This window comes from Bradyrhizobium elkanii WSM2783, assembly GCF_000472865.1.
GTDB classification, from domain to species: domain Bacteria; phylum Pseudomonadota; class Alphaproteobacteria; order Rhizobiales; family Xanthobacteraceae; genus Bradyrhizobium; species Bradyrhizobium elkanii_A.
Map to the genome: position 1 here is coordinate 23572 of NZ_AXAP01000047.1, position 24919 is coordinate 48490.

General features: G+C 57.7%; 18 protein-coding genes. 6 read left to right on the forward strand and 12 right to left on the reverse strand.

Annotated elements, in window-relative coordinates; all coding sequences use genetic code 11:
• Positions 1-440 precede the first annotated feature (440 nt).
• From YY7_RS0131540 to YY7_RS53365, 4 genes are all read right to left on the reverse strand, one after another.
• Positions 441-1757 carry an HlyD family type I secretion periplasmic adaptor subunit gene (locus tag YY7_RS0131540; RefSeq protein WP_028166712.1) on the reverse strand — a complete coding sequence of 439 codons (1317 nt, stop codon included), beginning with the start codon at positions 1755-1757 and terminating at the stop codon, positions 441-443.
• Positions 1742-3688 (reverse strand): type I secretion system permease/ATPase, encoded by a 1947-nt coding sequence (locus YY7_RS0131545; protein WP_035691392.1) that lies wholly within the window; start codon positions 3686-3688, stop codon positions 1742-1744. Before YY7_RS0131545 ends, YY7_RS0131540 begins: the two co-directional genes overlap by 16 nt.
• Positions 3689-3767: 79 nt before the next feature.
• A complete protein-coding gene (locus YY7_RS0131550; RefSeq protein ID WP_051397025.1) occupies positions 3768-6524 on the reverse strand; it encodes an Ig-like domain-containing protein in 2757 nt (918 codons plus the stop codon).
• Between the two features lie 837 nt (positions 6525-7361).
• On the reverse strand, positions 7362-8387 hold the full coding sequence (locus YY7_RS53365; RefSeq protein ID WP_035691395.1) for a glycosyltransferase family 2 protein: 1026 nt from the start codon (positions 8385-8387) through the stop codon (positions 7362-7364).
• A 251-nt stretch (positions 8388-8638) separates the two neighbouring features.
• Here YY7_RS53365 and YY7_RS0131570 point away from each other — a divergent pair, with 251 nt between their 5' ends.
• The 5 genes from YY7_RS0131570 (at position 8639) to YY7_RS0131590 (ending at position 14691) form a co-directional block, all read left to right on the forward strand.
• Positions 8639-9259, forward strand: coding sequence for a hypothetical protein (locus YY7_RS0131570; protein ID WP_051397026.1), 621 nt, complete (start codon positions 8639-8641; stop codon positions 9257-9259).
• Positions 9260-9681: 422 nt separating this feature from the next.
• The gene (locus tag YY7_RS60805; protein WP_155255392.1) at positions 9682-10395 is read left to right on the forward strand and encodes a hypothetical protein; all 714 of its coding nucleotides are present in this window, start codon (positions 9682-9684) and stop codon (positions 10393-10395) included.
• Between the two features lie 148 nt (positions 10396-10543).
• The gene (locus tag YY7_RS56905) at positions 10544-11404 is read left to right on the forward strand and encodes an FkbM family methyltransferase (RefSeq protein WP_080663926.1); all 861 of its coding nucleotides are present in this window, start codon (positions 10544-10546) and stop codon (positions 11402-11404) included.
• Between the two features lie 635 nt (positions 11405-12039).
• Positions 12040-13449, forward strand: a complete 1410-nt coding sequence (locus tag YY7_RS0131585) for a nucleotide sugar dehydrogenase (RefSeq protein WP_080663927.1) — start codon at positions 12040-12042, stop codon at positions 13447-13449.
• Positions 13450-13467: 18 nt separating this feature from the next.
• A complete protein-coding gene (locus tag YY7_RS0131590; protein ID WP_051397028.1) occupies positions 13468-14691 on the forward strand; it encodes a glycosyltransferase family 4 protein in 1224 nt (407 codons plus the stop codon).
• Positions 14692-14798: 107 nt separating this feature from the next.
• Here the strand turns inward: YY7_RS0131590 and YY7_RS0131595 are convergent, their stop codons facing one another.
• The 4 genes from YY7_RS0131595 to YY7_RS56910 all read right to left on the reverse strand — a co-directional run bounded on the left by YY7_RS0131595 (position 14799) and on the right by YY7_RS56910 (position 19423).
• On the reverse strand, positions 14799-15524 hold the full coding sequence (locus YY7_RS0131595) for a polysaccharide deacetylase family protein (RefSeq protein WP_028166721.1): 726 nt from the start codon (positions 15522-15524) through the stop codon (positions 14799-14801).
• Positions 15521-16582, reverse strand: a complete 1062-nt coding sequence (locus tag YY7_RS0131600; RefSeq protein ID WP_245287477.1) for a glycosyltransferase family 4 protein — start codon at positions 16580-16582, stop codon at positions 15521-15523. The genes YY7_RS0131595 and YY7_RS0131600 overlap by 4 nt, the downstream gene beginning before the upstream one ends.
• A 365-nt stretch (positions 16583-16947) precedes the next feature.
• On the reverse strand, positions 16948-18318 hold the full coding sequence (locus tag YY7_RS0131605) for an O-antigen ligase family protein (RefSeq protein WP_196237358.1): 1371 nt from the start codon (positions 18316-18318) through the stop codon (positions 16948-16950).
• Positions 18319-18415: 97 nt separating this feature from the next.
• On the reverse strand, positions 18416-19423 hold the full coding sequence (locus YY7_RS56910; RefSeq protein ID WP_051397029.1) for a glycosyltransferase family A protein: 1008 nt from the start codon (positions 19421-19423) through the stop codon (positions 18416-18418).
• 426 nt (positions 19424-19849) lie between these two features.
• Here YY7_RS56910 and YY7_RS0131620 point away from each other — a divergent pair, with 426 nt between their 5' ends.
• On the forward strand, positions 19850-20746 hold the full coding sequence (locus tag YY7_RS0131620) for a class I SAM-dependent methyltransferase (protein ID WP_196237359.1): 897 nt from the start codon (positions 19850-19852) through the stop codon (positions 20744-20746).
• A 64-nt stretch (positions 20747-20810) separates the two neighbouring features.
• Here YY7_RS0131620 and YY7_RS53380 read toward each other — a convergent pair whose 3' ends face one another.
• The 4 genes from YY7_RS53380 to YY7_RS0131640 all read right to left on the reverse strand — a co-directional run bounded on the left by YY7_RS53380 (position 20811) and on the right by YY7_RS0131640 (position 24904).
• The gene (locus YY7_RS53380) at positions 20811-21725 is read right to left on the reverse strand and encodes a glycosyltransferase family 8 protein (RefSeq protein WP_196237360.1); all 915 of its coding nucleotides are present in this window, start codon (positions 21723-21725) and stop codon (positions 20811-20813) included.
• A 30-nt stretch (positions 21726-21755) separates the two neighbouring features.
• Complete coding sequence (locus YY7_RS53385) at positions 21756-22817, reverse strand: glycosyltransferase family 2 protein (RefSeq protein ID WP_051397031.1); 1062 nt, start codon at positions 22815-22817, stop codon at positions 21756-21758.
• Positions 22818-22896: 79 nt separating this feature from the next.
• On the reverse strand, positions 22897-24036 hold the full coding sequence (locus YY7_RS0131635; protein WP_028166725.1) for a DegT/DnrJ/EryC1/StrS family aminotransferase: 1140 nt from the start codon (positions 24034-24036) through the stop codon (positions 22897-22899).
• A 7-nt stretch (positions 24037-24043) separates the two neighbouring features.
• Positions 24044-24904 (reverse strand): glycosyltransferase, encoded by an 861-nt coding sequence (locus YY7_RS0131640; RefSeq protein ID WP_028166726.1) that lies wholly within the window; start codon positions 24902-24904, stop codon positions 24044-24046.
• Positions 24905-24919: the final 15 nt, after the last annotated feature.

Consider the following 24919-nt stretch of genomic DNA (forward strand, 5'->3'; position numbering starts at 1 on the left):
GTCATGAGGAATGGAGCAAGCTTCTCCACTATGTTCCGTCGTTCCAGGTTTATCTCACGACCAAGCGCGTCAGAATACAATCGCAGCACGTGAACCGTCTCACGAGGTATTCTGCAAATGGCCTGACCGGACGGCACGGCTGCGGGGACCAAAAGGGCCCGTCCGTCCCACACAACCTCACCCCTCAACCAATCGATCATTGAGCCGAACAATCCTCAAAATCATTATAATAGAAATTAAATAATAAATGTATTAATGCCGCATTCAAGTCTATATTTTAAAATTGATATGCATAAATCGCGACGCGCCGTCACTCGCGATGGCCGGACCAGCGCGGTTCGGCTGGACAAACGGCATCGATGTCGGTGGCCGAGCCTGCGCGAGCGGGTGGATCATCGACGTTATCGTCGATGATCCACCACGCCGCCAGTTCGCGAATCTCAGCGTTCCTTGAATGCGCGCCCCGCCTGATCCCGCAATGGCTTGACCAGATACGACAGCGCGGTTCGCGCCGGCGTCTTGATGAAGACATCGACCGGCATGCCCGGCACCACCTTGGCCGACCCGAGCCTTGCAAGCTCATCCGCCTTGAGCAGGACGCGCGCCGTGTAATAGCTCGCGCCGGTCCGCTGGTCCTGCGTCAGATCCGCCGACACCATACTGACCTCACCGTCGACTTCCGGCGTCGTCTTCTGATTGAACGCCGCAAATTGCATGGTCGCAGTCTGGCCGGCATACACCTGATCGATGTCGCGCGGTGCGAGCTTGACTTCGACCGCGAGGGCGTCCGCATCGGGCACGATGAGCATGATCTGCTCACCGGGCGCGATCACACCTCCTACGGTGTGAACCGAAAGCTGGTGAACGCGGCCGGACTGCGGCGCGCGAATATCGATGCGATTGAGCTGATCCACGGCCGCGGTCTTCCGCTCGGTGAGCTCAGAAAGCTTGGAGCGCGTTTCGATGAGATCCTTGCCAACCTCGGTTCGCAGGTCCTGATCGATCTGGATGATCTGAAGCTCGATTTCGGCGATCTTCCCCTTTGCCTGCGCCATCATGCCGCTCAACTGGCTACGCTCACCTTCCAGCCGCGCGCTGTCGCGCTCGAGCGCAGTCAGGCGTGTGATCGGCACCAGGTTCTTCTGGAAGAGCGTCCTGACGCCTTCGAGTTCCTGGCGGATATAGTCCACCTCCTTCTGCTTGGCCTCGGCCTGACCGGCATAACCTTTGATCTCGTCCTGAAGCTGGGCCTTGCGCTCCTTGAGCTGCGCCTTTTGGCCGCTCCGAGACTGTCGGCGCAAATCGAACAAGGAGCGCTCCGCCGAGATCGCGCGCCCCGCCTCCAGCTTGCTGTCTCTGGCCCGTTCAAGCAGCGTCGGCGGAAATTCGATCTGATCGGCACCGTCGCGCTCGGCCTCAAGGCGCGCTTGGCGAGCGAGCAATTCGTCGAAACTCTTGGTGACGATCGTTGCATTCGCAAGCGTCTGCGTCTCGTCGAGGCGGATCAGAATATCTCCGGCTTTCACGCGGTCACCGTCGCGAACGCGCAGTTCGCCGACAATGCCGCCGGTCGCGTGCTGGACCTTCTTCACGCTTGAATCCACCACGACGACGCCCTGGCCGATCACGGCGCCCGACAATTGCGACGTCGCAGCCCAGCCGCCGATGCCGAAGGTGACGAAGCCGACCATGAACATGCCGACGATGATGTAGCGCTGGATGGAGTGCAGCGCCGGCGTTACTACTTGGCGATCCATCGTCCGCCTCCCTGCCCGTCTGCCACCACCCGGAGCGGAGCTGCTGGTCGCAGCACCTTGTTGAGCACCTCCTCTTTCGGCCCAAACGACTGAAGCCTTCCTTCGCCGATCACCAGGACATGGTCGACGGCTTCGAGCGCCTTCGGCCGGTGCGCAACCACCGCCACAATGCCACCGCGGCGGCGAACGTTCAGGATCGCTTCCGTGAGCGCCTCTTCGCCTTCGGAATCGACGTTCGATGTCGGCTCATCAAGCACCACCAGGAAGGGATTGCCGTAGAGTGCCCGGGCGAGCCCGATGCGTTGCCGCTGACCGGCGGATAGGGCCATTCCGCCCTCGCCGACTTTGGTGGCATAGCCATCCGGCAGCGAGAGGATGAGATCATGCGCGCCGGCTGCCTGTGCGGCGTCCAGCACCCCCTGGGATGTGGCCTGAAGGTCGAACCGCGCGATGTTGACGGCAATGCTGCCCTCAAACAGCTCGACGTCTTGCGGCAGATAGCCGATGTGCTTGCCGAGCGCGTCGGGCGACCATTGCTCCAGCGCCGCGTTGTCGAGCTTGATCTTGCCGCGCAGCCGCGGCCAGACGCCGACAAGGGCCCGAACCAGCGTCGACTTACCGGACCCACTGGGGCCGATAATTCCCACGCCCTGGCCTCCTTTCAACTGAAACGAGACATCGGAGAGGATCAGCTTCTCTGAATCCGGCGGCGCGACATAGAGCTGCTCCACGACGAGTGCATCTTTGGGCGCAGGCAGGTCAAGCGGCGAAACCTCGTCGGGGAGGAGCTTCAGCAAGCGATCCAGCCGATGCGCCGACTGTCGGGCGCCAACGAATCCCTTCCAGTTCGCGATCGCCACCTCCACCGGCGCAAGCGCCCTCGCCGTCAGGATCGAGCCGGCGATGATGATGCCGGCTGTCGATTCCTGGTTGATGACGAGAACTGCACCGACCGCAAGAACAAGCGACTGCAGAAACGAGCGAAAGAACTTCGAGAGCCCACCGAGCCCGCTCGCAACGTCACTCGCCTTCTCATGCGCCGAGAGATACTTGCCGTTGACATCCTGCCAGCGCAGTGCCGCCTGCCGCCTCATCCCCATCGCCTGCAGGACCTCGGCGTTTCGCCGCCCCTCGGCGGCAAGTGCGTTGCGCGCAACGCCGAGACGCGAGAAGGCCCTCGCCGGACCGCGCGTGCGGGTCTCCGTCAGGACTGTGACTCCGACCAGCACCAGCGCACCCAACAGCGCGGTCACGCCGATCCAGAAATGGAACAGGAAGCAGATGCCAAGATAGATCGGCATCCAGGGCAGATCGAAGAGTGCGGTCGGCCCGCCTCCGGACAAGAAGCTGCGGACCTGATCGAGATCGCGCAATGGCTGCAGGCCGTCGCCATCGCCGCGCGTCTTGAGCGGCAGGCGCACGACTGCATCGAACACACGAAGGCCGAGCCTTTCATCGAAGTAACGCCCGATCCGAACACTGATCCGGCTTCGGACCAGGTCGAGGCCGCTCTGGAACAGATAAAGCACCATCGCCAGCACCAACAACGCAACCAGCGTCGGGATGCTGCGACCGGGGAGCACCCGGTCATAAACCTGAAGCATGAAGAACGAGCCGGTGAGCATCAGCAGATTGCTCAGGCCGCTGAAGGCGGCAAGGCTCCAGAATATCCGACGGCACGAACTCAGGAATGCCGATATTTCGGATTGCGGCTCATCGTAGAAGTCGGCAGGACGCGGCGGGCGGGCAAACAGCCGCGCTCGCACGACCTCGACCGAACGCTCGCCCAACCTGGTGAGCTCTCGCGACGATGATCGCGCCCGATCTGCCAGAAGTCCCAAGGCAGCGATAAATACCGCCCATCGCGATACTTCCATCTCCTCAATATTTACCGACGCGGCGGCATCTCCCCGCCGTCCAAGATTAGTCATGGCACGTGTCCCCTAACGTGCGCCGTGGAGATTAAATCTCCACGGCGCTGAATGTTCTTCGACTTATTGCGCCCTTCGCTTACGCGAAATGGAAGTCGTGGCTCTGCAGTGCACCAAGCTTGGTGTTCTTCAGCGTGAGCGAGTCAGCTCCGTTCGCAATGACCACGTCCTGCCCGACCTGCGAAGCGTGGTTGAGAACGCTGGCAAAGTCACTGAACGCACTCTTGCTGAACTGGATCGTATCGTGCGAGGGCCCGGAAGCAGCGAAGTCCTTGATGACATCCTTACCGAAATTCGCAGCGAACACGAACGTGTCTGGATGACCCTTGCCGACGAACAAGTCGTTGCCCGATGTGCTCGTCAGCGTATTGCTGCCTGTCGAGCCAAGGATCGCGCTACCCGAACTGGCCGTCGTGTGACCGGCACTGTCGACCCCTACCGCTTTGAACGAGTGCACGGTGTCGGATACGGCAGACTTGCTCGTGAAGCTCCAGTTACCGTCGGCACCGGCTTTCGTCGTCCCGATATACGCCTTGCCGTCGTACATCTTGACTTGGCTGAATGCATCAGCAGTGCCTTTCACCGTAACTACATTGCTCGAGTTCGTGGTGAGCGAACTGAAATTCACCGCTGAAGCTGGAGTGGTTGGGGTCGTTGGCGTCGTCGGGGTCGTGCCCGGAACACCGATGGTGTGATCCCCGTTGAGATCCTGATGGAAAATATTCTCATACGATTGGACCGTTGTGCTGTTGGCAGCAAGAGCAACGCCGTGGGTCGGGTAGGACTGGAAGTTGCCCTGACTATCCGTAGTCCAGAAGGTGAACTGCCCACTTGAGTCTTTCCACGCAACATCGTAGCCGCCGCCATCCAGCTTGACTGAGCTGATTGGAATCCAGTCATCGAATTGGCCGGGAGTCACGGCGGCGCCGCTATATTTCAGCTCGGGGCCTGTCGCTCCGAGGAAATAATGGTTGCCGACCTCGACAAGGCCAGTCAATCCAGACGGCGTGGTCGATCCACCACCGATCACCGAATGGAAGGGCTGCGACGCGGCGCTGACATTGCCCGCAACGTCCGTTGCCTTCGCGGTGAGGTCGTGAGTGCCGTTCGACAGAGCGCTGGTAGTGACGCTCCAGCTACCATTCGCAGCGGCCGTACCGGTACCGACGACATTCGACCCGTCATAGACCTTGACAGTGCTGCCAGCCTCGGCCGTTCCGGACAACAGCACGTGATTGGTATCGACAACAGAGTTCGCCTTCAACGCCGGCGCGGTCGGCGCCGTGGTGTCGATGGTGACGGCAAGCGCTGCTGACGTCACGCTGCCGGCTTTTGCCGCCGGATCGGTGCTGCTGGTCGTAGCCGTGAAGCTATGAGCACCGTCCTTCAGCGCCGCGGTCGTCAGGCTCCAGTTGCCACTGGCATCGGCCTTGACCGTCCCGACCTGCGTGTTGCCGTCGAACACCTTGACCGAGGCGTTGGCCTGGGCGGTGCCTTTGAGCGTCAGCGTGTTGTCGTTGGTGATGTTGTCGCCGGCCTTCCCACTATCGTTCGAGAAGGAAACGATCTTGGGCGTCCCAGAAGGCTGCGTCGGCGGCGTCGTCGTCGGGCCACCGACCACCGGATCGACTACCTGCGAGGCAGCGCTGACATTGCCGGCAGCGTCAGTCGCCGTGGTCGTCAGCGTATGAGATCCGGCCGACATGGCGTTAGTAGTGATGCTCCACGTACCATTCGCGGCCGTCGTGCCGGTACCGACCAGGTTCGTCCCCTCATAGACCTTGATCGTGCTGCCCGCCTCGGCGGTGCCGGACAACAGCACCTTGTTCGTTTCAACGACCGAATCGCTCTTCACCACCGGGGCAGTCGGAGCAATATTGTCGACCGTCACCGTAAGCGCGGCAGAAGCGGCGCTGGTCTGACCGGCAGCATTGGTGGCCGTTGCCTTCAGCACATGCTGGGCGTTGGTCAGCACCGACGTAATATACTCCCAACTGCCGCTCGCATTCGCAGTGGCCGTACCGATCTGCTTCGTGCCGTCGAAGATCTTGATGGTGCTATTTGCCGCAGCGGTCCCCTTCAACTGAAGCGTGTTGTCGCTGGTAACACCGTCGCCGACTTTTCCTGTGTCGTTCGAGTACGAAGCGATCACCGGCGCATCAAGTGGCGAACTGGGAGGCGTGCTCGGACCTCCACCTTCCACCGGAAACGGCGGCGGGATGAGATCGCCCGGAACGAGCTGACCATTCACGATCGACGCGTAGCGTACGTTTTCCCACTGAGTGATGTGTATGGGCGCATTGACCGCCTGAAAGAGTAGCGGGCCGCCACCAAAGGGCCCCACAAAATACACGTCCTTGAGGGCTACCGTGATATCTTGTTTATCGGCAGCAACGCGCAGACCATACGGACCGCCTTCGAACATCACATTGTTCAGAGTGAGCGACCCACCATAATTATCCGCAATCCACACTCCCGCGGTTGCATTCGCGTTGTTGTGGGACACGATCGCCGAATTTGTGATGGTGATATTCCCGTTCTCGCCGGGAGCATAGGCCTGAATACCATCGGCGTGGTCGCCCGCCAATCCGGTTGTTTCAATGTACGAGTTATTGATGTTTATATCGCCGCCACCCCCAACGCGCACGCCTTCCCTTGAATCAATGCGGACGGTGTCGAGGTTGAACGAGCCCATGCCTCCGATGGACGCATCGCCGCTGTTCATGTCGCTAATACTTTTATTCGAGAGCGTCCCGCCGTTTGGTACCGAGGCGCCATTGATATTAGCAACGCCGCTAAACATCGGATCATTCCAGCTCAGAGGAATGCCTGCCATCTAGTTCTCCTGGTAAGCTTTTAGTTGTCCCTGGCACGTGTAGTTGTCCCTGGCACGTGCCCCAAATCTCAAATCTCGAGCGACGATACCCACGTGCGGCTCTGCTTGCGCAGCACCCGGAGTGGTCTTGATGGTCGGCAGAGGCTTTTTTGGGACGACATGACGGCCCACCCAAGGTGATTTCGTAGCCACCCCGGCTAAAGTCTCAGTGTGCTCGAAAAACCACAAGAAGAATAAATCCGGTGTTCTCAGCACCGCAACCATGGGCCTTACAATAAGGAGCGGTAATTTCGGCGCAGTTAATTCGATCGCGAAAAAACGCTGGTCTCGCGCAGTTCTTGCGCAGAGTAAATTTCGCATCAAGGTATTTAATAAGATCAAGGTGTTTAATAACATCCCATAGCCGCAGCATCGGTTCAATTTTCGTGCGGGGCGCGTTTCGCGGCACCGCAACGGCAAGCCTTCAAACATGCACTGGAAGGGTTACTGCGCCCGGCCGCCTGCCCACCCGAATCACCCCTATGGACAGTATCATCCTGCAGGCAAAAGTTGATTAAATGATCTGACCATCGAAAAATAGATGACCGCTGAAGAGACATCTGCCGAGGCGTTCACTCGGTTCGAAGAAATATATACACGGACGATCATTCCACCTGCCAAGATCAAGAACATATTCGTCGTGTTGATTTTCGGCTCAATTGCCGCCGGGCGATTTTGGAAGGGCACTCGAGATGCCGACGGAGCCCGCCGCAGTCCGGGCCACGCTTAAATCCTTGGCACGAGCTTAGAATTAAATAAGATATCGACTGCGATCGGGCGCGCGGATCAACCGAGCTGTTACGTGCCGGGCACGGCATCAGGCCGCCCCGTCTTGCCTTTTGCACCGTCCAGCAAACCAAAAAAAGCGACGCGTCCGGCCGACAACGAGCCTTTGAGCATATATCGCGCTGCAAACAACAGTCCGACTCCGAAATGGCAGATCCAGCGCCATCCCGCAAAGCGCCGAGCATAGAGAATGCTGTTGCGAGCAGATAGATAGATCGAAAGGTGCGAGCGCTTCTCGGGGGCAACGGCAGATCCGATGGTCGTCCCCCCAATGTGGCGAACGACAGCTTTGCTCGCGAAGCCGATGCGATGCTTTCCCCGCCGGCGCCCCCAATCCAGGTCTTCCATATAGAGGAAATAGTCCTCGGCCATGAGACCGACGTCTTCGACGAACGCTCGCGTTACCAGAACACACGCGCCACTTACGGCATCGATCCTGCCGAGGTCCTCGGCCGATGGTGCGCTGCCCGCTGGCGCATTCCTTCCTACGGCGACGACACGGCCCGTCACACGGGACCAATGCAGCCCGTAGTTGATGACCTTGTCGGGGCTGTTGTCGAAAACCAGGCTTCCGCCAACCATGCCAAATCCCTCAGCAGACTTGGCAATTAATTCAGACAGGCTACGGCTATCCACTTCGGTATCGGGATTGAGGACAAGCGCTGACCCCCAGTCGGGGACGCCGAGCAATGGCTCAAGCCACGCGTTGACGCCGCCTCCGTACCCGAGATTTTCGGTCGCGAGCCCAACTCGGACGACATTCGCGCGGGCCTGGAATCGGCATTTCGTCACTGAGACCAGTCGTTTCTGTGGCTGGTCGAGACTGTCCGACGCCTCGGAAGTTCGTTGCAACGTTCGATCCTGTCCCACGAGCGTAGCCAGTAACCTTCCGTAGGCTGCCTCCCCGCCATTTTCACAAATGAATATCTCAAAGTGATCCCAATCCGAACGAGCGAGCGACTTCAGGCAACGATCGACATCATCGGCATTGCAGTATGAGACGATGATGACAGCAAGTTTGATGCTAGCGGTCGACATAGCCCGGACACCTTCTCATTTGCTGTCGACGTTGACGAACGACCGTCACCCACTAAAGACCTGCGCATGTTCGAACGCAGCCTTCGACAGACCCAGTCCCAGAAATTCTCTGATGGCAACGCCAAAATGCACTAAACAACTAGCCACATATTCATCATGTTTCGGCCTATGGACAACCCCAATCCTGGGACAGATGCCCATCTATAGGTCCGTCGGGCTGCGAGGTACGACTAATGTCATCGGAAAAAACAATGTCAGCGACGCCAACGGCAATCCAAGGCCAACGCTCCGCGAGTCAGCGCCAGTACAGCGCCGCGGATGTCGAAGTGATAGACAACTATCTGAACAAGGTCGAGCAAGAGCAGATGTATGAGTTCTTGCAGGGCCCCGGTTGGGGCTATGGCGCGCGTTCACATATGGGCAACGACGCCAGCCGTTACTGGTACAAGCACTTCGCCGGGTTCTGGGAGGTGCCAACTGCTGGGCTTGATCGACATACGCAGGCCGAGCAGGAGCTGCGCCAATACCCACTGGTTGAAGCAATGTGGCAGAAAGTGCGCGGTCAGTCGCGGCTGCTGCGCTGCTACGCCAACGGTTATCCGTCCGGAGCCGAGGGCGGGGTGCATAAGGACTCGATGGGGCCCGAGCACTATACGCTGCTCTATTATCCACATCTGCATTGGCACCCGGACTGGGCGGGCGAGACGTTGTTCTTCAACGAAGGCGGCGATGATCTGCTGTGCGCAGTGTACCCCAAGCCGAACCGACTTGTGAGATTTCCCGGTTGGATCCCGCATGTGGCGCGCGGCATCTCGCGCCTGTGTCCGTTGTTGCGCATCACGCTGATGTTCAAAGTCTCATTGGCAAACTAGCCGATTAGAACAGCATCTGGCCAGTTTGATACGGCTCCGGAAAAGCCGCACGAACAGGGCCTCGATAGCGGCCGGAACATGGGCTATCCTAGGATAACGCGTCGCCGTCCAGGCGCTTCGAGGCGCTTATCTGCTACGAGATATCCGAGCTGGATGGCGGTGCAGAGATTCGGCAGAAAATCCTGCCTTAGGAGCGTCCCATGCGGTACCTGATAAGGCTGGCGCTATTGCCGGCCGGGGCAGTTATTGCCCAACCGACCGTCACATCGACGCCGAGTGAAGCTGCGCAGTCGATGTGCCGAGATTCCTCGAGCGCGATACTCTCGAGCCACACACCGGCTGATAAGGCGGGGGACGCTTGCAATAAGCACACCTTGGGGGCTCCCGAGCCAGTCTTCGAGACGCGCCCGGGCGGCTATCGTATGACCGCAGAGGTGCGTGGGGGGGCCGTTCCTGGCCCGACGCCCGGCCCTACGCCTCATCCCTCGCCTGATCCGGCGCCAAGCCCTGCCGAGGTCCCGCTGAGCTTCAACGATCCGGTCTATGCCAACGTCACGAGCGGCACGACCAATATCGCCCTGCCGCCGGACTCCTCCCGAACAGACTTGTCGATCATTGAGAACTCAGGGGACCCGACGATTACCTGCCTTGGCTCCTGTAATCTCACGCGGGTTCGTATTCAGTCGCGAGAAGGCGTTCGCTGCAAGAGCGGCAGTATCAATCTGACGTGGGTCTATATCGAGGCTACGGGGGTGGAGAATGACCATGCGGATGGATTGCAGTGCTATGCCCCGGGTTCCACGGGCACGGTCACGGTCAAGAACTCGACGTTCAAGATGGCCGGTGTCACGACCGCGGGTTACTGGTCGGCCGACGATTGGCGAGGCTCACACGTGTTGGAGAACGTGCTGTTCGAAGGCGGCACTTTCGGACTCCGCATCCCCGCAACCGGTGGCTCCTCGGTGAGCCTGAAGAATGTCTATTTCGTGCGTGGTTCGTTCCTGTACGGGGCTTTCCGGTTCGACGTAGTCAACGGCCAGCGCATCAACATCGCGCAATGGGAGAACGTGCGCTGGGCGAGTTGGCAGGGCGATCGGCTCGTCCTGGGAAACCTCATCCCGCGGCCGCGGCTGTAGGCGACTGCAATCGTAGACCTCCGTCCGGGTGGTTCAAAGTTCGATCCCAGCTCATAATCAAGAGGCTAGCCGCGGGGAGTAATGTCGAGTAACCTGCTCTCGTCAAACACCCGGTGCACACTCGCGCCGGACGGCTTAGGATTGTCCAATGGCTGCATTTTGGCGTGTTGATTTTTCCAGTATTAATTCGGCCCTTTACACACCTTCCCTCTCCAAAGCCCATGTTTTAGCGCAACGCGCCTATCTGCGATCGGTTCGCGCGCTGAAAGAGCACAGAAAATTCGAGACTTATTTCGGCGCAAGGCTTTCGGGCAATCTCTCTGATTATATTCCTGCACGCATTTTCTCGTTTGGCGTGTGGGAACCTAACCTGAGCCGTTTCATGGAACGCAAGATCGGCCCGGAAACCTGCGCCGTCGACGTTGGCGCTCACATCGGATATTTCACCCTGCTGATGTCGAAGCTGGCACGCGAAGTGGTCGCCATCGAGGCCTCGCCCCACAATTACCAAGAGCTGTCTCGGCACGTCGCCGAGAACGGGCGACGCAACATCACTGTGGTCAACAAAGCCGTGGCGGCTTCCCGAGGCCAAATGAAATTGTTCGAATCGAAATTCGGCGGTTCGAACACCGGCAACTGTTCTCTCATCGCGCCCCGAGACGGCAGTAATTATTCGATGATCCAGACCGATACGCTCATTGGCATCCTCGGTGATAGAGCCAAGCGCGTATCCTTCATCAAAATTGACATCGAAGGCGCAGAGCGGCCCGTTTTGGAGGAGATAATTCGCAACGCGGATGCTTTCGATAGATCACTGACCGTCGTTGCTGAAGTGAGCGATCAGAATCTTGACCTCATCGAGAGCTTTTCTGCAGCCGGATTTAAGTGCAGCGTCCTGGATAATTTCTATGAGTTCGACGCCTACCTCTCCGGTCGTATCGATGAACCGCGACCATGGAACGGAAGTAAGCGTGCTTCTGCTGACCTAATATTCGAGCGTACGGCCTAGGGCCTGTTAGGATTCATCGGAGCTTGTCACGGCGGTAGCACGCCCGCTGCGTCGAAGCGCTGCCCCGGCAGGAGCAGGAAACCCACCAGATTGCCGAGCGCATCGAACGGCCGATGGCTTTGAGTCCCCCCCCCCCTTGCGCCCTGTCCGTAGCGACGGACCTTGACGAGGGTGGCGCCGACCAGGGCATATTCCGTGCCCAGTTTGCCGGAGACCGCCTCGAACAGCCGTTTCTAGGCACCGCCTTCGCCGGGACCGACCGAGCTCTCGCCGGACTGCGGGCGCGAGACGGAATAAGCGTTTTGCGCGGACGAGGCGGAAGCGACACCGTTACGGAAAGGCCCTGCACCGGAACAGGACGAGGTCCCGGCTCAAGTCCGCCGCCTTCTGTTTAGCTACAGCCCTGCTTCACGCCGCCTGCCGGGAAGAACAAGCGCTGGTGTGGCTATAAAGCCAACACACAATCAGCGGCATCGGGGTTAACGCGAAAACCCATGCCGCCCGGGGTTTATCATCTCGCCACACGCCTCTTTTTAATATTTAATCCGCGATTAAATATCGGTTGATTTCCGATTTTATTTAAATATAGTTTTATCACCTTTTAAATAGTCCCATTAAAAGCCAAGAGATTAGACATGGATGCGCTCGTTCAAAGTCCGTCCCGCTCGGCATGGGACAGCTCAATTCTGGACAAGAAAGAAAAGGCTCGCTTAGACAGCGCGAGCAAATACAGGATTTGCGTCTTCGGGATCGGTTACGTCGGCACGGTATCGGCGGCCTGTCTTGCACGCGACGGACATGATGTCGTGGCAGTCGATGTCAATCAGGACAAGGTCAGTGTTCTGAACCGTGGACTATCGCCGATCATAGAGCCAAAGCTCGCTGAAAGCATTAGCTCCGGTGTCAGCGCCGGCCGGCTCAAGGCAACCACCGATTCCTCGGCCGCTGTCTCGTCGACGGACATTTCATTGGTCTGCGTTGGAACCCCCTCGCAGGAGAACGGATCGCTGGAAACATCATTCCTCACGCGGGTGGCGCAGGAGATTGGAGAAAGCATCCGCAAGACCACGAACTTCCATTCCGTCGTCATGCGCTCGACGATGCTACCGGGCACGATGGAAAACATCGTCATACCCATTCTGGAGCGGTCGTCCGGCAAGAAAGCGGGGCAAGATTTCGGGGTCGCCTATCTGCCCGAGTTTCTGCGGGAGGGAACGGCCATAGCCGACTACGATGATCCTGGAACCATTGTCATTGGCGTCGACGATGATCCGCTTACGCTTCGGCGCCTCATGCAAATTCACGAGCGATTCGCGGTAACGCCCCTGGTCCTGTCAATTCGGGCCGCCGAGGCAGTCAAATATGCAAACAATGCCTGGCACGCGACCAAGATCAGCTTCGCGAACGAGATGGGATTGCTTTGCAAGGCGATGGGCGTCGATAGCCACCAAGTCATGAACGTCCTGGTCGCCGACAAGAAGCTGAATATCTCGCCGGCATACCTCAAACCAGGGTTTGCATTTGGCGGGTCCTGCTTGCCAAAAGACGTGAGCGCTTTGCGCTATGCAGGACGAAATGTCGACGTTGACACGCCCCTGCTCGACGCCGTGCTCCAGGCGAACGAGAACCAAATTCGCAGCGCTTTCCGACTTGTCGCCGCGACCGGGAAACGGCGCATCGGACTCGTCGGGCTGAGCTTCAAGCCGGACACGGACGATCTGCGCTACAGTCCGATGCTCGAGATTGCCGAAAGGTTGATTGGTCGCGGCTACGAGCTCGCAATCTATGACTCGAACGTTCGCCTGTCTCAGCTCACGGGGGTCAACAGGGATCACCTGACAAGTCGCCTGCCGCACATTGCCTGTCTGCTTCGGGAGAAAATGAGCGACGTCGCCGCCTTTGCCGACGTTCTCGTCGTGGGGAACCGCAAGGAGTTTCTGAAGAACTCATTGGTTTTGAACGGCCATGACAAAGTAATCATCGATCTTGTACGCATCTCGCCGGAAAAGCAGACCGGAGACGACTATCGCGGCATTTGTTGGTAAGTCGCTGGGACAGCGATCATGACACTGGCAACGGTCGTTGAGGCGACGCGCAGCGTACGCCGGCGGAGAATCCTGATCATTGTCGAAAATCTTCCCGTTCCGTTTGATCGCCGGGTCTGGGCGGAGGCGCAATCATTGCACAGGGCAGGTCACGAGGTTTCGGTGATCTGTCCCCGTGGACCGTTCGCAGAAACTCCGTTCGAATCGATCGACGGCATCGATGTTTACCGCCATCCGCTGCCAATCGAGGCCAAGGGCAAGCTCGGCTATCTTGCCGAATACAGCAGCGCGCTATGGTGGGAGTTCGCCTATTCGCTCAAGGTGTTTTGGGGGCGCGGTTTCGACGTGATTCACGCCTGCAATCCGCCAGATCTCATTTTCCTCGTCGGGGCGTTCTACAAGTACCTGTTCGGCAAGAAGTTCGTATTTGACCATCATGATCTGAACCCCGAGCTGTTCGAGGCAAAGTTTGGACATCGCGGACTGATGTGGAAGGTGCTTGTCTTTCTCGAGCGCCTGACTTTTGGCCTGGCCGACATTTCCATCGCCACCAACCGGTCCTACGCCAACGTCGCTGTCCAACGCGGCAAGATGGAACCCGATCGCGTGTTTGTCGTCCGCTCGGGGCCAAATCTCGCGCGCGTGCGTGAGCTCGCCCCCGATAACACATGGCGCAACGGCCGGCCGCATCTGGTCGCCTACGTCGGCGTGATCGGGGAGCAGGAAGGCATTGACCTTCTGCTAGAGGCGGTTCGGCACATCACGTCCACATGTCAACGTACCGACATCCAGTTCGTTATCATGGGCGCAGGGCCGAGCCTGGAGCAGCTCAAAGATACATGTGTACGGATGCGACTTTCGGAATTTGTCACTTTCACCGGCAGGGTCGACGACACGACGCTGTTCAAGGTGCTTTCAACTGCAGACGTCTGCGTCAATCCGGATCGTCCCAACGCGATGAACGACATGTCCACCATGAACAAGATCATGGAGTATATGGCGCTCGGCAAGCCGATCGTGCAGTTTGATCTGGTCGAAGGACGGGTGTCGGCCCAGTCTGCTTCTCTCTATGCGCGCAACCCCGACACGGCCGATTTTGGTGACAAGATCCTCGAACTCATCGACGACCCAGATCGTCGCCGCGAGATGGGTATGTACGGACGCAAGCGTGTGCGCGACGAGCTGTCGTGGGAGCACGAAGAGCCGAAATTGATTGCGGCTTACGACGCTCTTTTCAAATAGCGCTTTCCCCAGGTCGAAAGAACCACGATTCCGCGTCCCACCTTCCGGCAGGCCTGACCGAGTCAAATTGACTGTCTTTGTTATTGCCGGCTTTGGGAAGGCTCGGCTTATCGATGCCGCCAGCGCATCAGTTGGCGATAGAGCCCCAGCCTTGTGCTGACCCTCCAGGCAACACCACGCATCGCATCCGGATCGCGCAAGTGCTGGCGCATGTAGTCCGCATCCATGTTGTTCGTCAGACATAGGCGGGAATAGAGAAAAGGTTCAAATCCCCGATGATAACCAAGCTGGATTGTAAAGAGGTGCGTGTAACCGGCCTTCAGAGCCGCGTCCCAAACCCGTCGGGAAAAGCGCCCGTATGGGAAGGCGAAAAGAGTAACCTGTTGCCCGAGGCGATCCTCCAGCATCGACTTCGACACCGTAAGCTCGCGACCGAGTTCGACGTCCGAGACAGTAGTCAAATCGACGTGGGCCATGCCATGGGAGCCGATCGCAACGCCGTTCCTGCCCAGTTCCTCAATCATCTCCCAGCTCATACGTCCCGGCGAGCCCACAAAATCCACCGGGATAAAAGACATGAAACCCGGAATCCGGCCGGTCTTCACGTAACGCGCATAGACATACGTGTAATCCGAGAGACATCCATCGTCGAAGGTCAGCAGGACCGAGCCGGTACGGCTGGCTTTCGGATTGGGGCAATACTCCAGAAAACACTGAGGCGAGACCAGCCTGTCCCCGCAAAGCGCGAGATGCGCATCGAATGTTTCATGCGTCAGGCACCACGCATTCGAAGGCGACGCTTCCACCAGCTCGTGATAGTTCAGAACAATCATAACGTTTGTATCAGATCTGAGACACGCCGGCTCCAGGCCTGCCAGTTCAGCCGGACTTCGAAAGCGTCGCGGCTCGATTGTCTCAGGCGTGCCAGCCGTTCCGGGCATGCAAAGGTCTCGGAGATGACCGTCGCATAGTCCTCCTTCGTCGCATCCGGCGGCAACAAGATGCCTGTCTCCCCATCGCGGATAGCACCGGGCACGCCACCCGTGGCCGGCGCGATGCTCGGTACGCCGTGGGCCGCAGCCTCGCAAAATACGATACCGTAGCAATCTGCCCGGGTCGGCAGCAGAAAGAAATCCGCGTCGCGATAGAGTTGATCCAGTCGATTGCGCTGTTCGCGATCGTTCTTATTGAGGAAAGGAATGATTGTCAGGCCATCCTGGGTGACAGGTTTGGACGGCGTGCATCCGCAGATCACGAGCTCAGCGTCTACGCCCCTGCCCCTTAGTTCAGCGAGGGTTGCGACCGCGATGTCCGCGCCCTTCTCTTTCCAGTTGGCACCAATGAAGAGGAGCCGGCACGGACCTGGCTTGCGGCGGCCCAGCACAGAGGTACGATCCGGCGCTTCCTCGAGGTTGGCACCCCACGGAATGACATGCACGCGCGCACGGTCGACGCCGTAGTCCCTAACCGCAGATTCCGCGGCCCATTCCGAGGGGTAGAGGACCAGATCCGCGCGCGCGATCGTGTTGCGTTCCAGGCGTTCAGCAATCTCCCGAGCGTTACGCGACAGGTTCCGATAGTTGGGATGGTAGTTCTCGACAAGTCGAAAGGTCGCGTCGGACGCATAGACGAGGGGAACGCCTTCAGGCACATTCCAGGCGAAGTTGGACCCGGCGGGCGCGAAGACGACATCGGGCGAGACGGCGCGGATTTTGCGTGCTGCGTCCGCCGCATACTGTGCAACAACAGGCCCCGCATGGAATGGGGAGAGGCCCCGCCTGCGAAAGGTGCGGCAAAGTCTGGAATACGTCTTGTAAAGAGGCAGGATCGGTGCGTTCAGGGGACCGATATGGACCACCTCATGACCTTCGTTTGCGAGCGATTTCGACATGTGAAATGGGGTGCCGGACCAGAACCTGACCTCGCTTGCATCACCGATCGTGGCGAAGGCGATCCGCCGCGCTGCCTGGCCGCCGGAGGGGTGGCAGTGATTCATTTTATTCCCTTACACACGGGCGCAACCGGCAGATCGTACCAAAAGCAATCATGGCACTCTTCGAAAAGGTACGCTCCACTCTTCCCGCGTTGATTCAATGACAGGAACCTTCGGAGAATTAAAACATATTAAATATCAGACATCGCAATAATTATCAAATCTATTTAATTCGATTACCGCCGACATAGCGATCCGCTAGCGGCCTCCTCCGCGTGGCAGGGCGCCATGGCCTCGCAGGCAAACACCCTCTGATAAATCGATCACACCCATGTTTCCGCCGCTCGTGCGGCTCTATCGCGCAGTACCGCGGTTTCCGCGAGGTTCGCTCGCATGCCGGCAAAGACGGCGATAAGGATCCAACAGATGCCCCAAAAATGCACCATGAACCCTAGAAAAACGACGGTCGTCATGACAATTCCGAGCGCCACCGATAGCCGTCCTTCTTCGGGAGTAAGGTGACGCGATTTATCGATCGAACCAAGCCCGCATGCACCCACAATTGTCAAAAGGACCAATATGCTTCCGGGAATTCCATATGCCATTGCAGTGGCAAGCCAAAAAGCATCCACGCTCTCACTCAAGAGCGCGCCGTGAGACTGCCAATTCCAGTCTCCGTTCACACCAATTCCGAAGATCGGCGAACCGAGTACCACACGCCCCCCCACCTCCCAGATCGCTTGACGGTACCAGGCCGCCTCCGGACTTACTCCGCAAAGGCGTACAAGCGTTACGACAGGGTTGCCTGAGAAAGTGAAGACAGCAACGAGTACGGCACTCACACACAGTCCGACCAATTTCCACCGAGCTGTAAAGCGAGGGGTCGCAGCATAGAAAATCGCCAGCGCAAATCCGATCAGATAAGCCAGCAATGGACTCCGCGCCTGCGAAAACAACACACCGATGAGCGCGATACCTGCAACAGCCCAGCCGAATACTTGAAGCCTAAACGTCGTGAAAGCCAAGGTCCCGAACCAAGCGCAAATGGCACCGAATAGTATCGAATGCTCCAGCGGACCCATGGCTCGAATAACACCGTCCCTATACAGCGTCTCGGCCTTCGTCGCTAATGCGCCTTCATAGCTGAATTTCACATAACCAGTAATGCCCTTGATGAACTCATAGGTGAACAGTTTGTCATTCAAAGGGTCGAGAAGACCGACACAGATAACCAGAACTGCCAGCTTGCAGCTGAAGCGTGCGACTCGCACGGAGCTATCGCCAGGAGTGAGATATCGGAAGGTCAAATATGCGCCAGTGAATACAATTGCGTCGATTCCCGCCCCTTTGAGACCCGTAAAACCGGCCGTCACGGTGGCAGCCAGCATCATCCAAACACCCGCAACCGGGGCCACAATATCTGATGGGACGCACACTACAGTTCGCGTGCTTGAGAGCCGCGATATCGCCGCGATCGAGGACACAAAAATCAGCACTCGAGCGACCGAGAGGCGAAAATCACCGATGAAGAAAGATAGGCCCTCGGGCAGAAAAATCGCGACCAGTAATAGTTTCAGATATAGCTCATTAAGTGAGAGCGAGCTCCCTGCCGTACGCCCACCCAGACCTTTCTGCCGATCCTGCAGATAGGCAAGTCGAAAACCCGGATCCAATTCTAAGCTTCTGCGGTTCAACGCCGATACCTCTAATGCCCAAGACATCTCGCAAAAAAGAAGCAGCGCTCAAAATTAAGTCGCCGCATAAGGCGACAGTTCGGTCTGAAGAAGCGCTTCATTTCGTCGTTTCCAAGGGAATAGCCAGGAAGTTACGACGTAGGCGCTTCGCTACGCTGGGTGAAATCAGCGCGTAAATAAGCGCCTTGTAATAGTGCGGATCCGCGGGGTGCAAACAAGCACATTGCCAACCCGTCCTCAAGGCCGACAAACGACGGTTAGACCGACGCCAATCCAACACGCTCCTCATAAAATGGGCGGCGATGTTGTTATCCGATAAACTGTTGCGAGAGCCGTGGCGGCTATCCTCGCATTCCGGCTCGATCCGTAAACCTCGCCGCTCGCACGCTCGCCTGTATGCCTCAACCTCAAACTGCTTACGCCACGATGGCGCACGTCGGGTAAGTGAATTGGGAAGTATGCGGTACGAGTAAAGGCACTCGCCCAATACGATCATTGGATATACTTCCCCAATTCTCAATATGTAATCGTAGGTCTCAGCAACCTTCAACGAGGGCTCGAACCGCATATCGCCGACCAATGACATTCGGAACATTCCTGTCGGATCAAGAGCAGGCATTCGAAAGGCCCCAATCTCGGACTGGCAGTCGTCCTCGCTCATCGGCGCAAACACCGGCGCCATGACTCTTCCGTTAATGATAAGCTCGTTACCGCAGAATACGGCAGCCAAATGCGGCTTGTTGAGCAGCGCACGAACCTGCCTTTCGATTCGCGTTGGATGACTGATGTCGTCCGCGTCTTGAATGGCGTAAAACTCGCCGCGGATCTGATCGAGCGCTCGATTGACAGCCACAGGCTTGGTTGAATTCGCCTGGTGAAGCACGCGAACACGCTGGTCGGCCAGCAGGTCTTGAACTGAGTTGAAGCAGCCGTCCGTGCTGCCATCGTCGATAATGAGGATATCCAGATTTTTGTAAGTCTGATCAATTATACTCAACAGTGAAGGCCGCAAATACTCCCCTGCATTGTAAACGCACATCACGACAGTGACGAGGGGACCTTCAGCCACTCCTTCAGCTTTGGGCGGATATGCTTGGGATGCCATGAATAGCTCCTGGTCAATCGGGTCCAGCGCTCGCCTTCAACACATTATCTAAATTAACCGACAATTATTTAATTTGGACAACGCCGATTTTATCCAATATATTATTATAATGCAACAAACGCTCAGCCGGAGCGTTAATCGGCATCCCGGTGAACATCATGGTGCGGGCCACGGCCCATCGAGATCGACAGGTGGGGCGAGCGAGCACCTTCGGATGAATAGGCTGCAAAGTGACAGAGCCCGTGCCCGATCGACGGAGCTGGGCAAAGCGACCAGGCAGAAAGCGGCGGCATTGGCGAACGCGTCAGTTTCACCGCGACCATTATTGCGACGACCACTACATCCGTTACGGCTTCTCCGATGCTGGCTGAGCCGGATTCGAACCCCTGGAGTGGCTAGGTACTCGAGATGATTTGTAAAGCTTGCTTGTCAGACGGCGAGCATCGCCGCCACGTATTTACCGAGATGATGTTTGGTACAGGAGAGCGGTTTGAATACCAGGAATGTATCGATTGTGGGACGATCCAGCGCCTGGCGGATGTCGCAGACGAAGGTCGCTTTTACCCCGATGGGTATTATTCATTCGCCAAGCCTTCGCGAAATTCGCGGGTCATCGCAATCAGGGACGCGCATGCACTCGGCATCAAAAGCATATTGGGAGCCGTAGCATCCTTTGTGAGGTACGATCCTATCGTGGGGGTCATCGGAGATTTTAAGATCGATCCTAGCTCTCGGGTGCTGGACGTTGGCTGCGGTTCCGGGAAACTTCTTCATAGAATGTCTGCGGCAGGGTTCACGAATCTTACTGGAGTAGACCCTTACATTTCCAAGCCGACATCAGGTGCCGTGACGATTCATAAGTCGGATCTTCAGAGCCTGTCCGGCGAGTTCGATTTCATCATGTTCAATCACTCGTTAGAACACGTCCCTGATCCGGGCCAAAGTCTTGACAATGCAAGAAGGCTACTCGCACCCGGGGGCCGCATTCTGGTTCGCATCCCAACTTCGTCCTCGCAAGCATGGATGGAGTACGGCCCGAATTGGGTGCAACTGGATGCACCGCGCCACATTGTGATTCCCTCCCGCAAAGGAATGAACGCATTGGCGGAGCGCTGCGGCCTCTCTGTCAGACAATCGATTGATGATTCTACTGCGTTTCAGTTCTGGGGAAGCGAAATGTACCGGAAGTCTAAGCCGCTCACATCGTCCGGGCCAAACGATGTGTTTAGCCGTCATCAGTTGAGAGGGTTTGCCAAACGAGCGGCAAAGCTAAATATCGAACAACAGGGAGATCAGGCAGCTTTCCTGTTGACCGCTGCTTAGGCTGAATGGCCCGAATCGCAAACTCCTGCCCCTCCGACGAATGACTAGAGAGGAAACTGCTCGATTATTTGAGGCTACTCTGATCAGCCTGACGATCAACCATAGCGTCCGAGCGAGCTGATTTGTCTTGTCTCGCCTTCTGGAAGCGCTTGATGTGGGACCAACCGATACGCAGCGTAGCTTCCATTCTGTCCATGGCGTTGCGCGGGAACCGCGTGCGGCTTCGAAACGAGTCGTACAACGCGGCATTCGCGTTTGGAACGCCAGGTCTCCAAGGTTTGTTCCAGGTCGTGAAATGAACTATGCTGGGCTTGTGTTCGCCAGCCAGTTCAGAGACGTCGAGCTTCTCGTTGTAAGCGAGATAGTTCCATCGGGAATCGAGCTTTTTCCAAAAGCCGTCGCACGCAACATTCAGTGCGTCTTGATCCGAGTAGGGAGATCCAGGACAGCGCTTGAGATAGTCTAACGCTGTTTCGACGATCTGCGCCTTTCGCCATTGGTGCAGGTCTATCAGAAGTACACCGGCGTTAAAGTAGTCCCGCACGCGAGGTACCGGTAGGCGAACGGTTTGATTTTTAATCTGAGAATCGAGACGGTCCAAAACCGCGCCAAGAACATTTCCCTCCAGATCTGTTGCCCAGAGCGCCTGCAAGTCATCAAGAGCAAGAAGGTCGCAGTCTAGATACAATACCTTGGAGACCGTATCCGGGAAAATACGCGGAATGAGGAATCGAGCGTAGGTGATTTTGGAAATGTAACTAATCGTCGAGAACTCCTGGAACATTCCCAAGTCCACCTCGATCCATCGGATCGACGCAGAACCATGCGGAAGGGAGTCCAGTATCCTCCTTCGAATACGCTCGGAAAGCCCATCGGCAAGCACATGAAACTCGAGCGGCTCGCCGCTTCTATCCGTTTCCACAATCGACCGCAGGGTCGTGGCAAGCGGCATGGCATACCGCTTGTCACAGGCGAGCACGATTGGACCTCGTATCTGTTTTGACTCCATCTAATGACCTACATGGTTCCCGGAAGAGAAACGGCCGCTATCGACCTCGGGTTGATGCTGACTCTTCGGCGATTGCAATGCCCACCCCAATAGCTTGCCCGGCGTCCTCCTGATGACGGACAAAGCCCATTGACGGCCGCCCTCGCCCGGAATCTTCAGCAATCGCCATAGCGGCGGCAAGTAACGCAGCCGGCGATCCATAGCCATCGCTTCGCGCATGAGGCCGAGGCCGTCATTGAAGCGTCCCCGTCGCAGCAGCCCGATTCCCCGATGGAATATTCGCTCGGCCAATGCACGACGAGCTGAACCTTTCAAGTCACGCGAGGTGCCGAGACGATCCCCGTATTCATCGAAGAAGCTCTCAAACGCGAGTTGACATTGTCGATAGTCGGATATGATTTCGGCAAAGTACGCGTTAGACATTGCAGTTGAGTGCCTTCGATAGATTGCCTGCACCGCATGGATGCGCGCCACCGAGCCGCTCGCCGCGAAACGAAGCCACATCTCCATATCACCGCTGTGCGGCAACGATGCTCGATAGCCGCCGATCGCTTTTTGCGTACTCGTTCGCGCAATAGCGGTAGGCGTCCAAACAAAGTTCGTCGCGGTCGCACACATCTCTTCCAAGAGCTCTTGGCGAGCCCACGTGTAGTTCTGCTTCGGTTCGATATTCGGGATCGGAGAATCATCATTCCAATTGACGCATTCGCCATGCGTGAGAACAATGTCCGGATTTTTGTCCATGACTTCGACAGCGCGTTCGAGTGCGCCGGCAACCAGCAAATCATCCGCAGACAGCAGAAGGAAGTAATCGGCCGAGGCCCAGGCAATTCCCTCATTGTATGTGCCGATATGCCCCTTGTTCTGCTCATGCGCGACCACGGTCACTCGGGAATCGTCTCGCGCCAATTTTCTCGCCACCGAGAGCGAATTATCGGACGAAGCGTCGTCGATGATCAGCACGCGAAGATCTGCGACGGACTGCCTGAGAACGCTCCCCACGCAGGCTTCGAGGAACCGCCCGTAATTGTAACAGGGTACAACGATATCAACTTTGGCCATGCGCCTGATTCCCTGAGCCCAACCGAAATGATCGGCGTCACCGGCGCAACTGCCGGCTCGCGACATCGACACGATCTATTTAGACTTGAAGTTCCTTCTTCAAGGTCTCTGCAATCAGCACCTGGTTCTCGTCAGTCATCTGAGCGTACAGTGGCAGCAGGATCGAGTGATCCTGCGCAAGCTCCGATTGGCGAAGGTCGTGAGGCTGCTTGTCATTCGAGTAGGGCTTCTCGCGATGCGCACACATGATGCCGCGCCGAGTTGCAATTCCCTTATCGAGAAATCGCTGCATCAACACCTTCTGATCCACGCGATCCGGCAGTCTGATGCAGTAGCTCTGCCAGTTCGAACGAGCCCATTGCGGTTCGAAAGGCAAGATCAATCCCTCGATGTTACCGAGCAGTTCCGTGTAGCGCAAGGCAAGCGAGCGACGGCGCGCGACAAGCTCGGAGAGCCGCTCAAGTTGCTTGCGGCCGACCGAGGCCTGGATATCGGTCATGCGGTAATTGAAGCCCACCATCAGATAGTCTTCGAAAATCACTTGCGCCGAGCCATGGCGCACTGTGTCCGGCACGCTCATGCCGTGCTGGCGCAGCAGTCTGAACTTTCGATCCAGCTCCGCGTCCGCGGTGGTGAGCATTCCACCCTCGCCGGTCGTGATGACCTTGCGGGGGTGGAACGAAAAGCACGCGATCAGGCCGTGCGGCTTGCCGATCCGCTCCCAGTGGCCGTTCACGCGGACCTCGCTGCCGGCGGCACAGGCCGCGTCCTCGATCAGGATGACGCCATGACGATCGGCGATCGTAGCGAGCGCCGCGAGATCACAGGGCATGCCCATCTGATGAACGGCGATGATCGCACGCGTGCGCGATGTGATCGCCTCGGCTACCCGATCTGGGTCTATGTTGTACGTGTCCGGGTCGATATCCACGAACACCGGAGTTGCGCCACAATATTTGATGCAGTTGGCTGTTGCGATGAAGGAATGACTTGCGGTAATCACCTCGTCGCCTGGCCCGATGTTTGCCGCTGTCAAGGCCACGTGCAATGCCGTCGTGCAGTTCGAGACCGCGCACGCATGAGGCGCACCAACCAGAGCAGCGAATTCCCGCTCGAACGCAGCAACCTGTGGCCCCTGCGAAACCCAGCCGGATAACACGGCCTCGCGAGCCGCGTCGGCCTCCTCCTTGTCAAGAAGCGGAATGGCAATCGGGATCATTGCGCCCTCATTTGAGTGAATCTGCGGTTAGCGCTGCACGAGAAGTCTCATCGCGTTGCCAGAGATGGGCTCCACTTCGGGAAGCCATGCTCGCCCTGCGCCGGGCAACAATGTTGACACAACAGTAGACCAGTAATCCGGGCCACAAGTGAGGCTCTTTGAACAGTGCAACGAGCGTCCGATGATTGGCTTCCGCTTTGTTGACGCGCAGTTCGGGAAAGCGCTGGACGAGCTCGAATATTCCCCTGTAGGCACGCGTTCTGACCGCGATCAGTTGCAGCACAGTGCGTGGGGGGAATACCGTGGAGCTGACGTAGGGTAGTGTCTCCCGCTCTCCTGGTCTGAACTGAAGGCAAACATAGGTATCATCAGCAATGACATCCGGAAACTGGCCGAATCGCCTGCGCCCCGCCTCGGATAAGGCGTAGACGCCAGACCCACCGATTCCCTGGCGCGAAGATGGCAGCCGTGACCGAATTCCGTAGTATTTGCGGACCAGCCAGGAACAGCCCGTCACATTGATCTCGGCGGTAGGTGCCGCCGCCAAAACGTCGCCTCGCTCGAGGCGTTTCGCCAGAGCTCGAACGGCGTCAAGCGACAGAACAATATCGGCGTCAGCATAAATCCTAGGAAACCCATTTGAGATTTGATCACCCAGATTCAGCGCGTGGGTTTTGCTTGCGATATCCGACTCGACAACATGGACGGCCGGACTGAAGCGCCGGGCGACGTTCGCAGTGTCGTCGGTACACCCGTTACAAACGACAACCACGCCGATTTCGTCCGAAGCCGGGTCGGTGACCCACTGGCTCAGCGTCCGCGCAATCACGGAACTCTCGTTGTGGGCCGGAACGACGATCGAAATCATGGCTAGCCGGGTCGG

Bases quoted from the DNA above. Each gene is read 5' to 3' on its own strand.
- YY7_RS0131540 (WP_028166712.1), bottom strand. From the start codon at position 1,757: ATGGATCGCCAAGTAGTAACGCCGGCGCTGCACTCCATCCAGCGCTAC.
- YY7_RS0131545 (WP_035691392.1), bottom strand. From the start codon at position 3,688: ATGACTAATCTTGGACGGCGGGGAGATGCCGCCGCGTCGGTAAATATT.
- YY7_RS0131550 (WP_051397025.1), bottom strand. From the start codon at position 6,524: ATGGCAGGCATTCCTCTGAGCTGGAATGATCCGATGTTTAGCGGCGTT.
- YY7_RS53365 (WP_035691395.1), bottom strand. From the start codon at position 8,387: ATGTCGACCGCTAGCATCAAACTTGCTGTCATCATCGTCTCATACTGC.
- YY7_RS0131570 (WP_051397026.1), top strand. From the start codon at position 8,639: ATGTCAGCGACGCCAACGGCAATCCAAGGCCAACGCTCCGCGAGTCAG.
- YY7_RS60805 (WP_155255392.1), top strand. From the start codon at position 9,682: ATGACCGCAGAGGTGCGTGGGGGGGCCGTTCCTGGCCCGACGCCCGGC.
- YY7_RS56905 (WP_080663926.1), top strand. From the start codon at position 10,544: ATGGCTGCATTTTGGCGTGTTGATTTTTCCAGTATTAATTCGGCCCTT.
- YY7_RS0131585 (WP_080663927.1), top strand. From the start codon at position 12,040: ATGGATGCGCTCGTTCAAAGTCCGTCCCGCTCGGCATGGGACAGCTCA.
- YY7_RS0131590 (WP_051397028.1), top strand. From the start codon at position 13,468: ATGACACTGGCAACGGTCGTTGAGGCGACGCGCAGCGTACGCCGGCGG.
- YY7_RS0131595 (WP_028166721.1), bottom strand. From the start codon at position 15,524: ATGATTGTTCTGAACTATCACGAGCTGGTGGAAGCGTCGCCTTCGAAT.
- YY7_RS0131600 (WP_245287477.1), bottom strand. From the start codon at position 16,582: ATGTCGAAATCGCTCGCAAACGAAGGTCATGAGGTGGTCCATATCGGT.
- YY7_RS56910 (WP_051397029.1), bottom strand. From the start codon at position 19,423: ATGGCATCCCAAGCATATCCGCCCAAAGCTGAAGGAGTGGCTGAAGGT.
- YY7_RS53385 (WP_051397031.1), bottom strand. From the start codon at position 22,817: ATGGCCAAAGTTGATATCGTTGTACCCTGTTACAATTACGGGCGGTTC.
- YY7_RS0131635 (WP_028166725.1), bottom strand. From the start codon at position 24,036: ATGATCCCGATTGCCATTCCGCTTCTTGACAAGGAGGAGGCCGACGCG.
- YY7_RS0131640 (WP_028166726.1), bottom strand. From the start codon at position 24,904: ATGATTTCGATCGTCGTTCCGGCCCACAACGAGAGTTCCGTGATTGCG.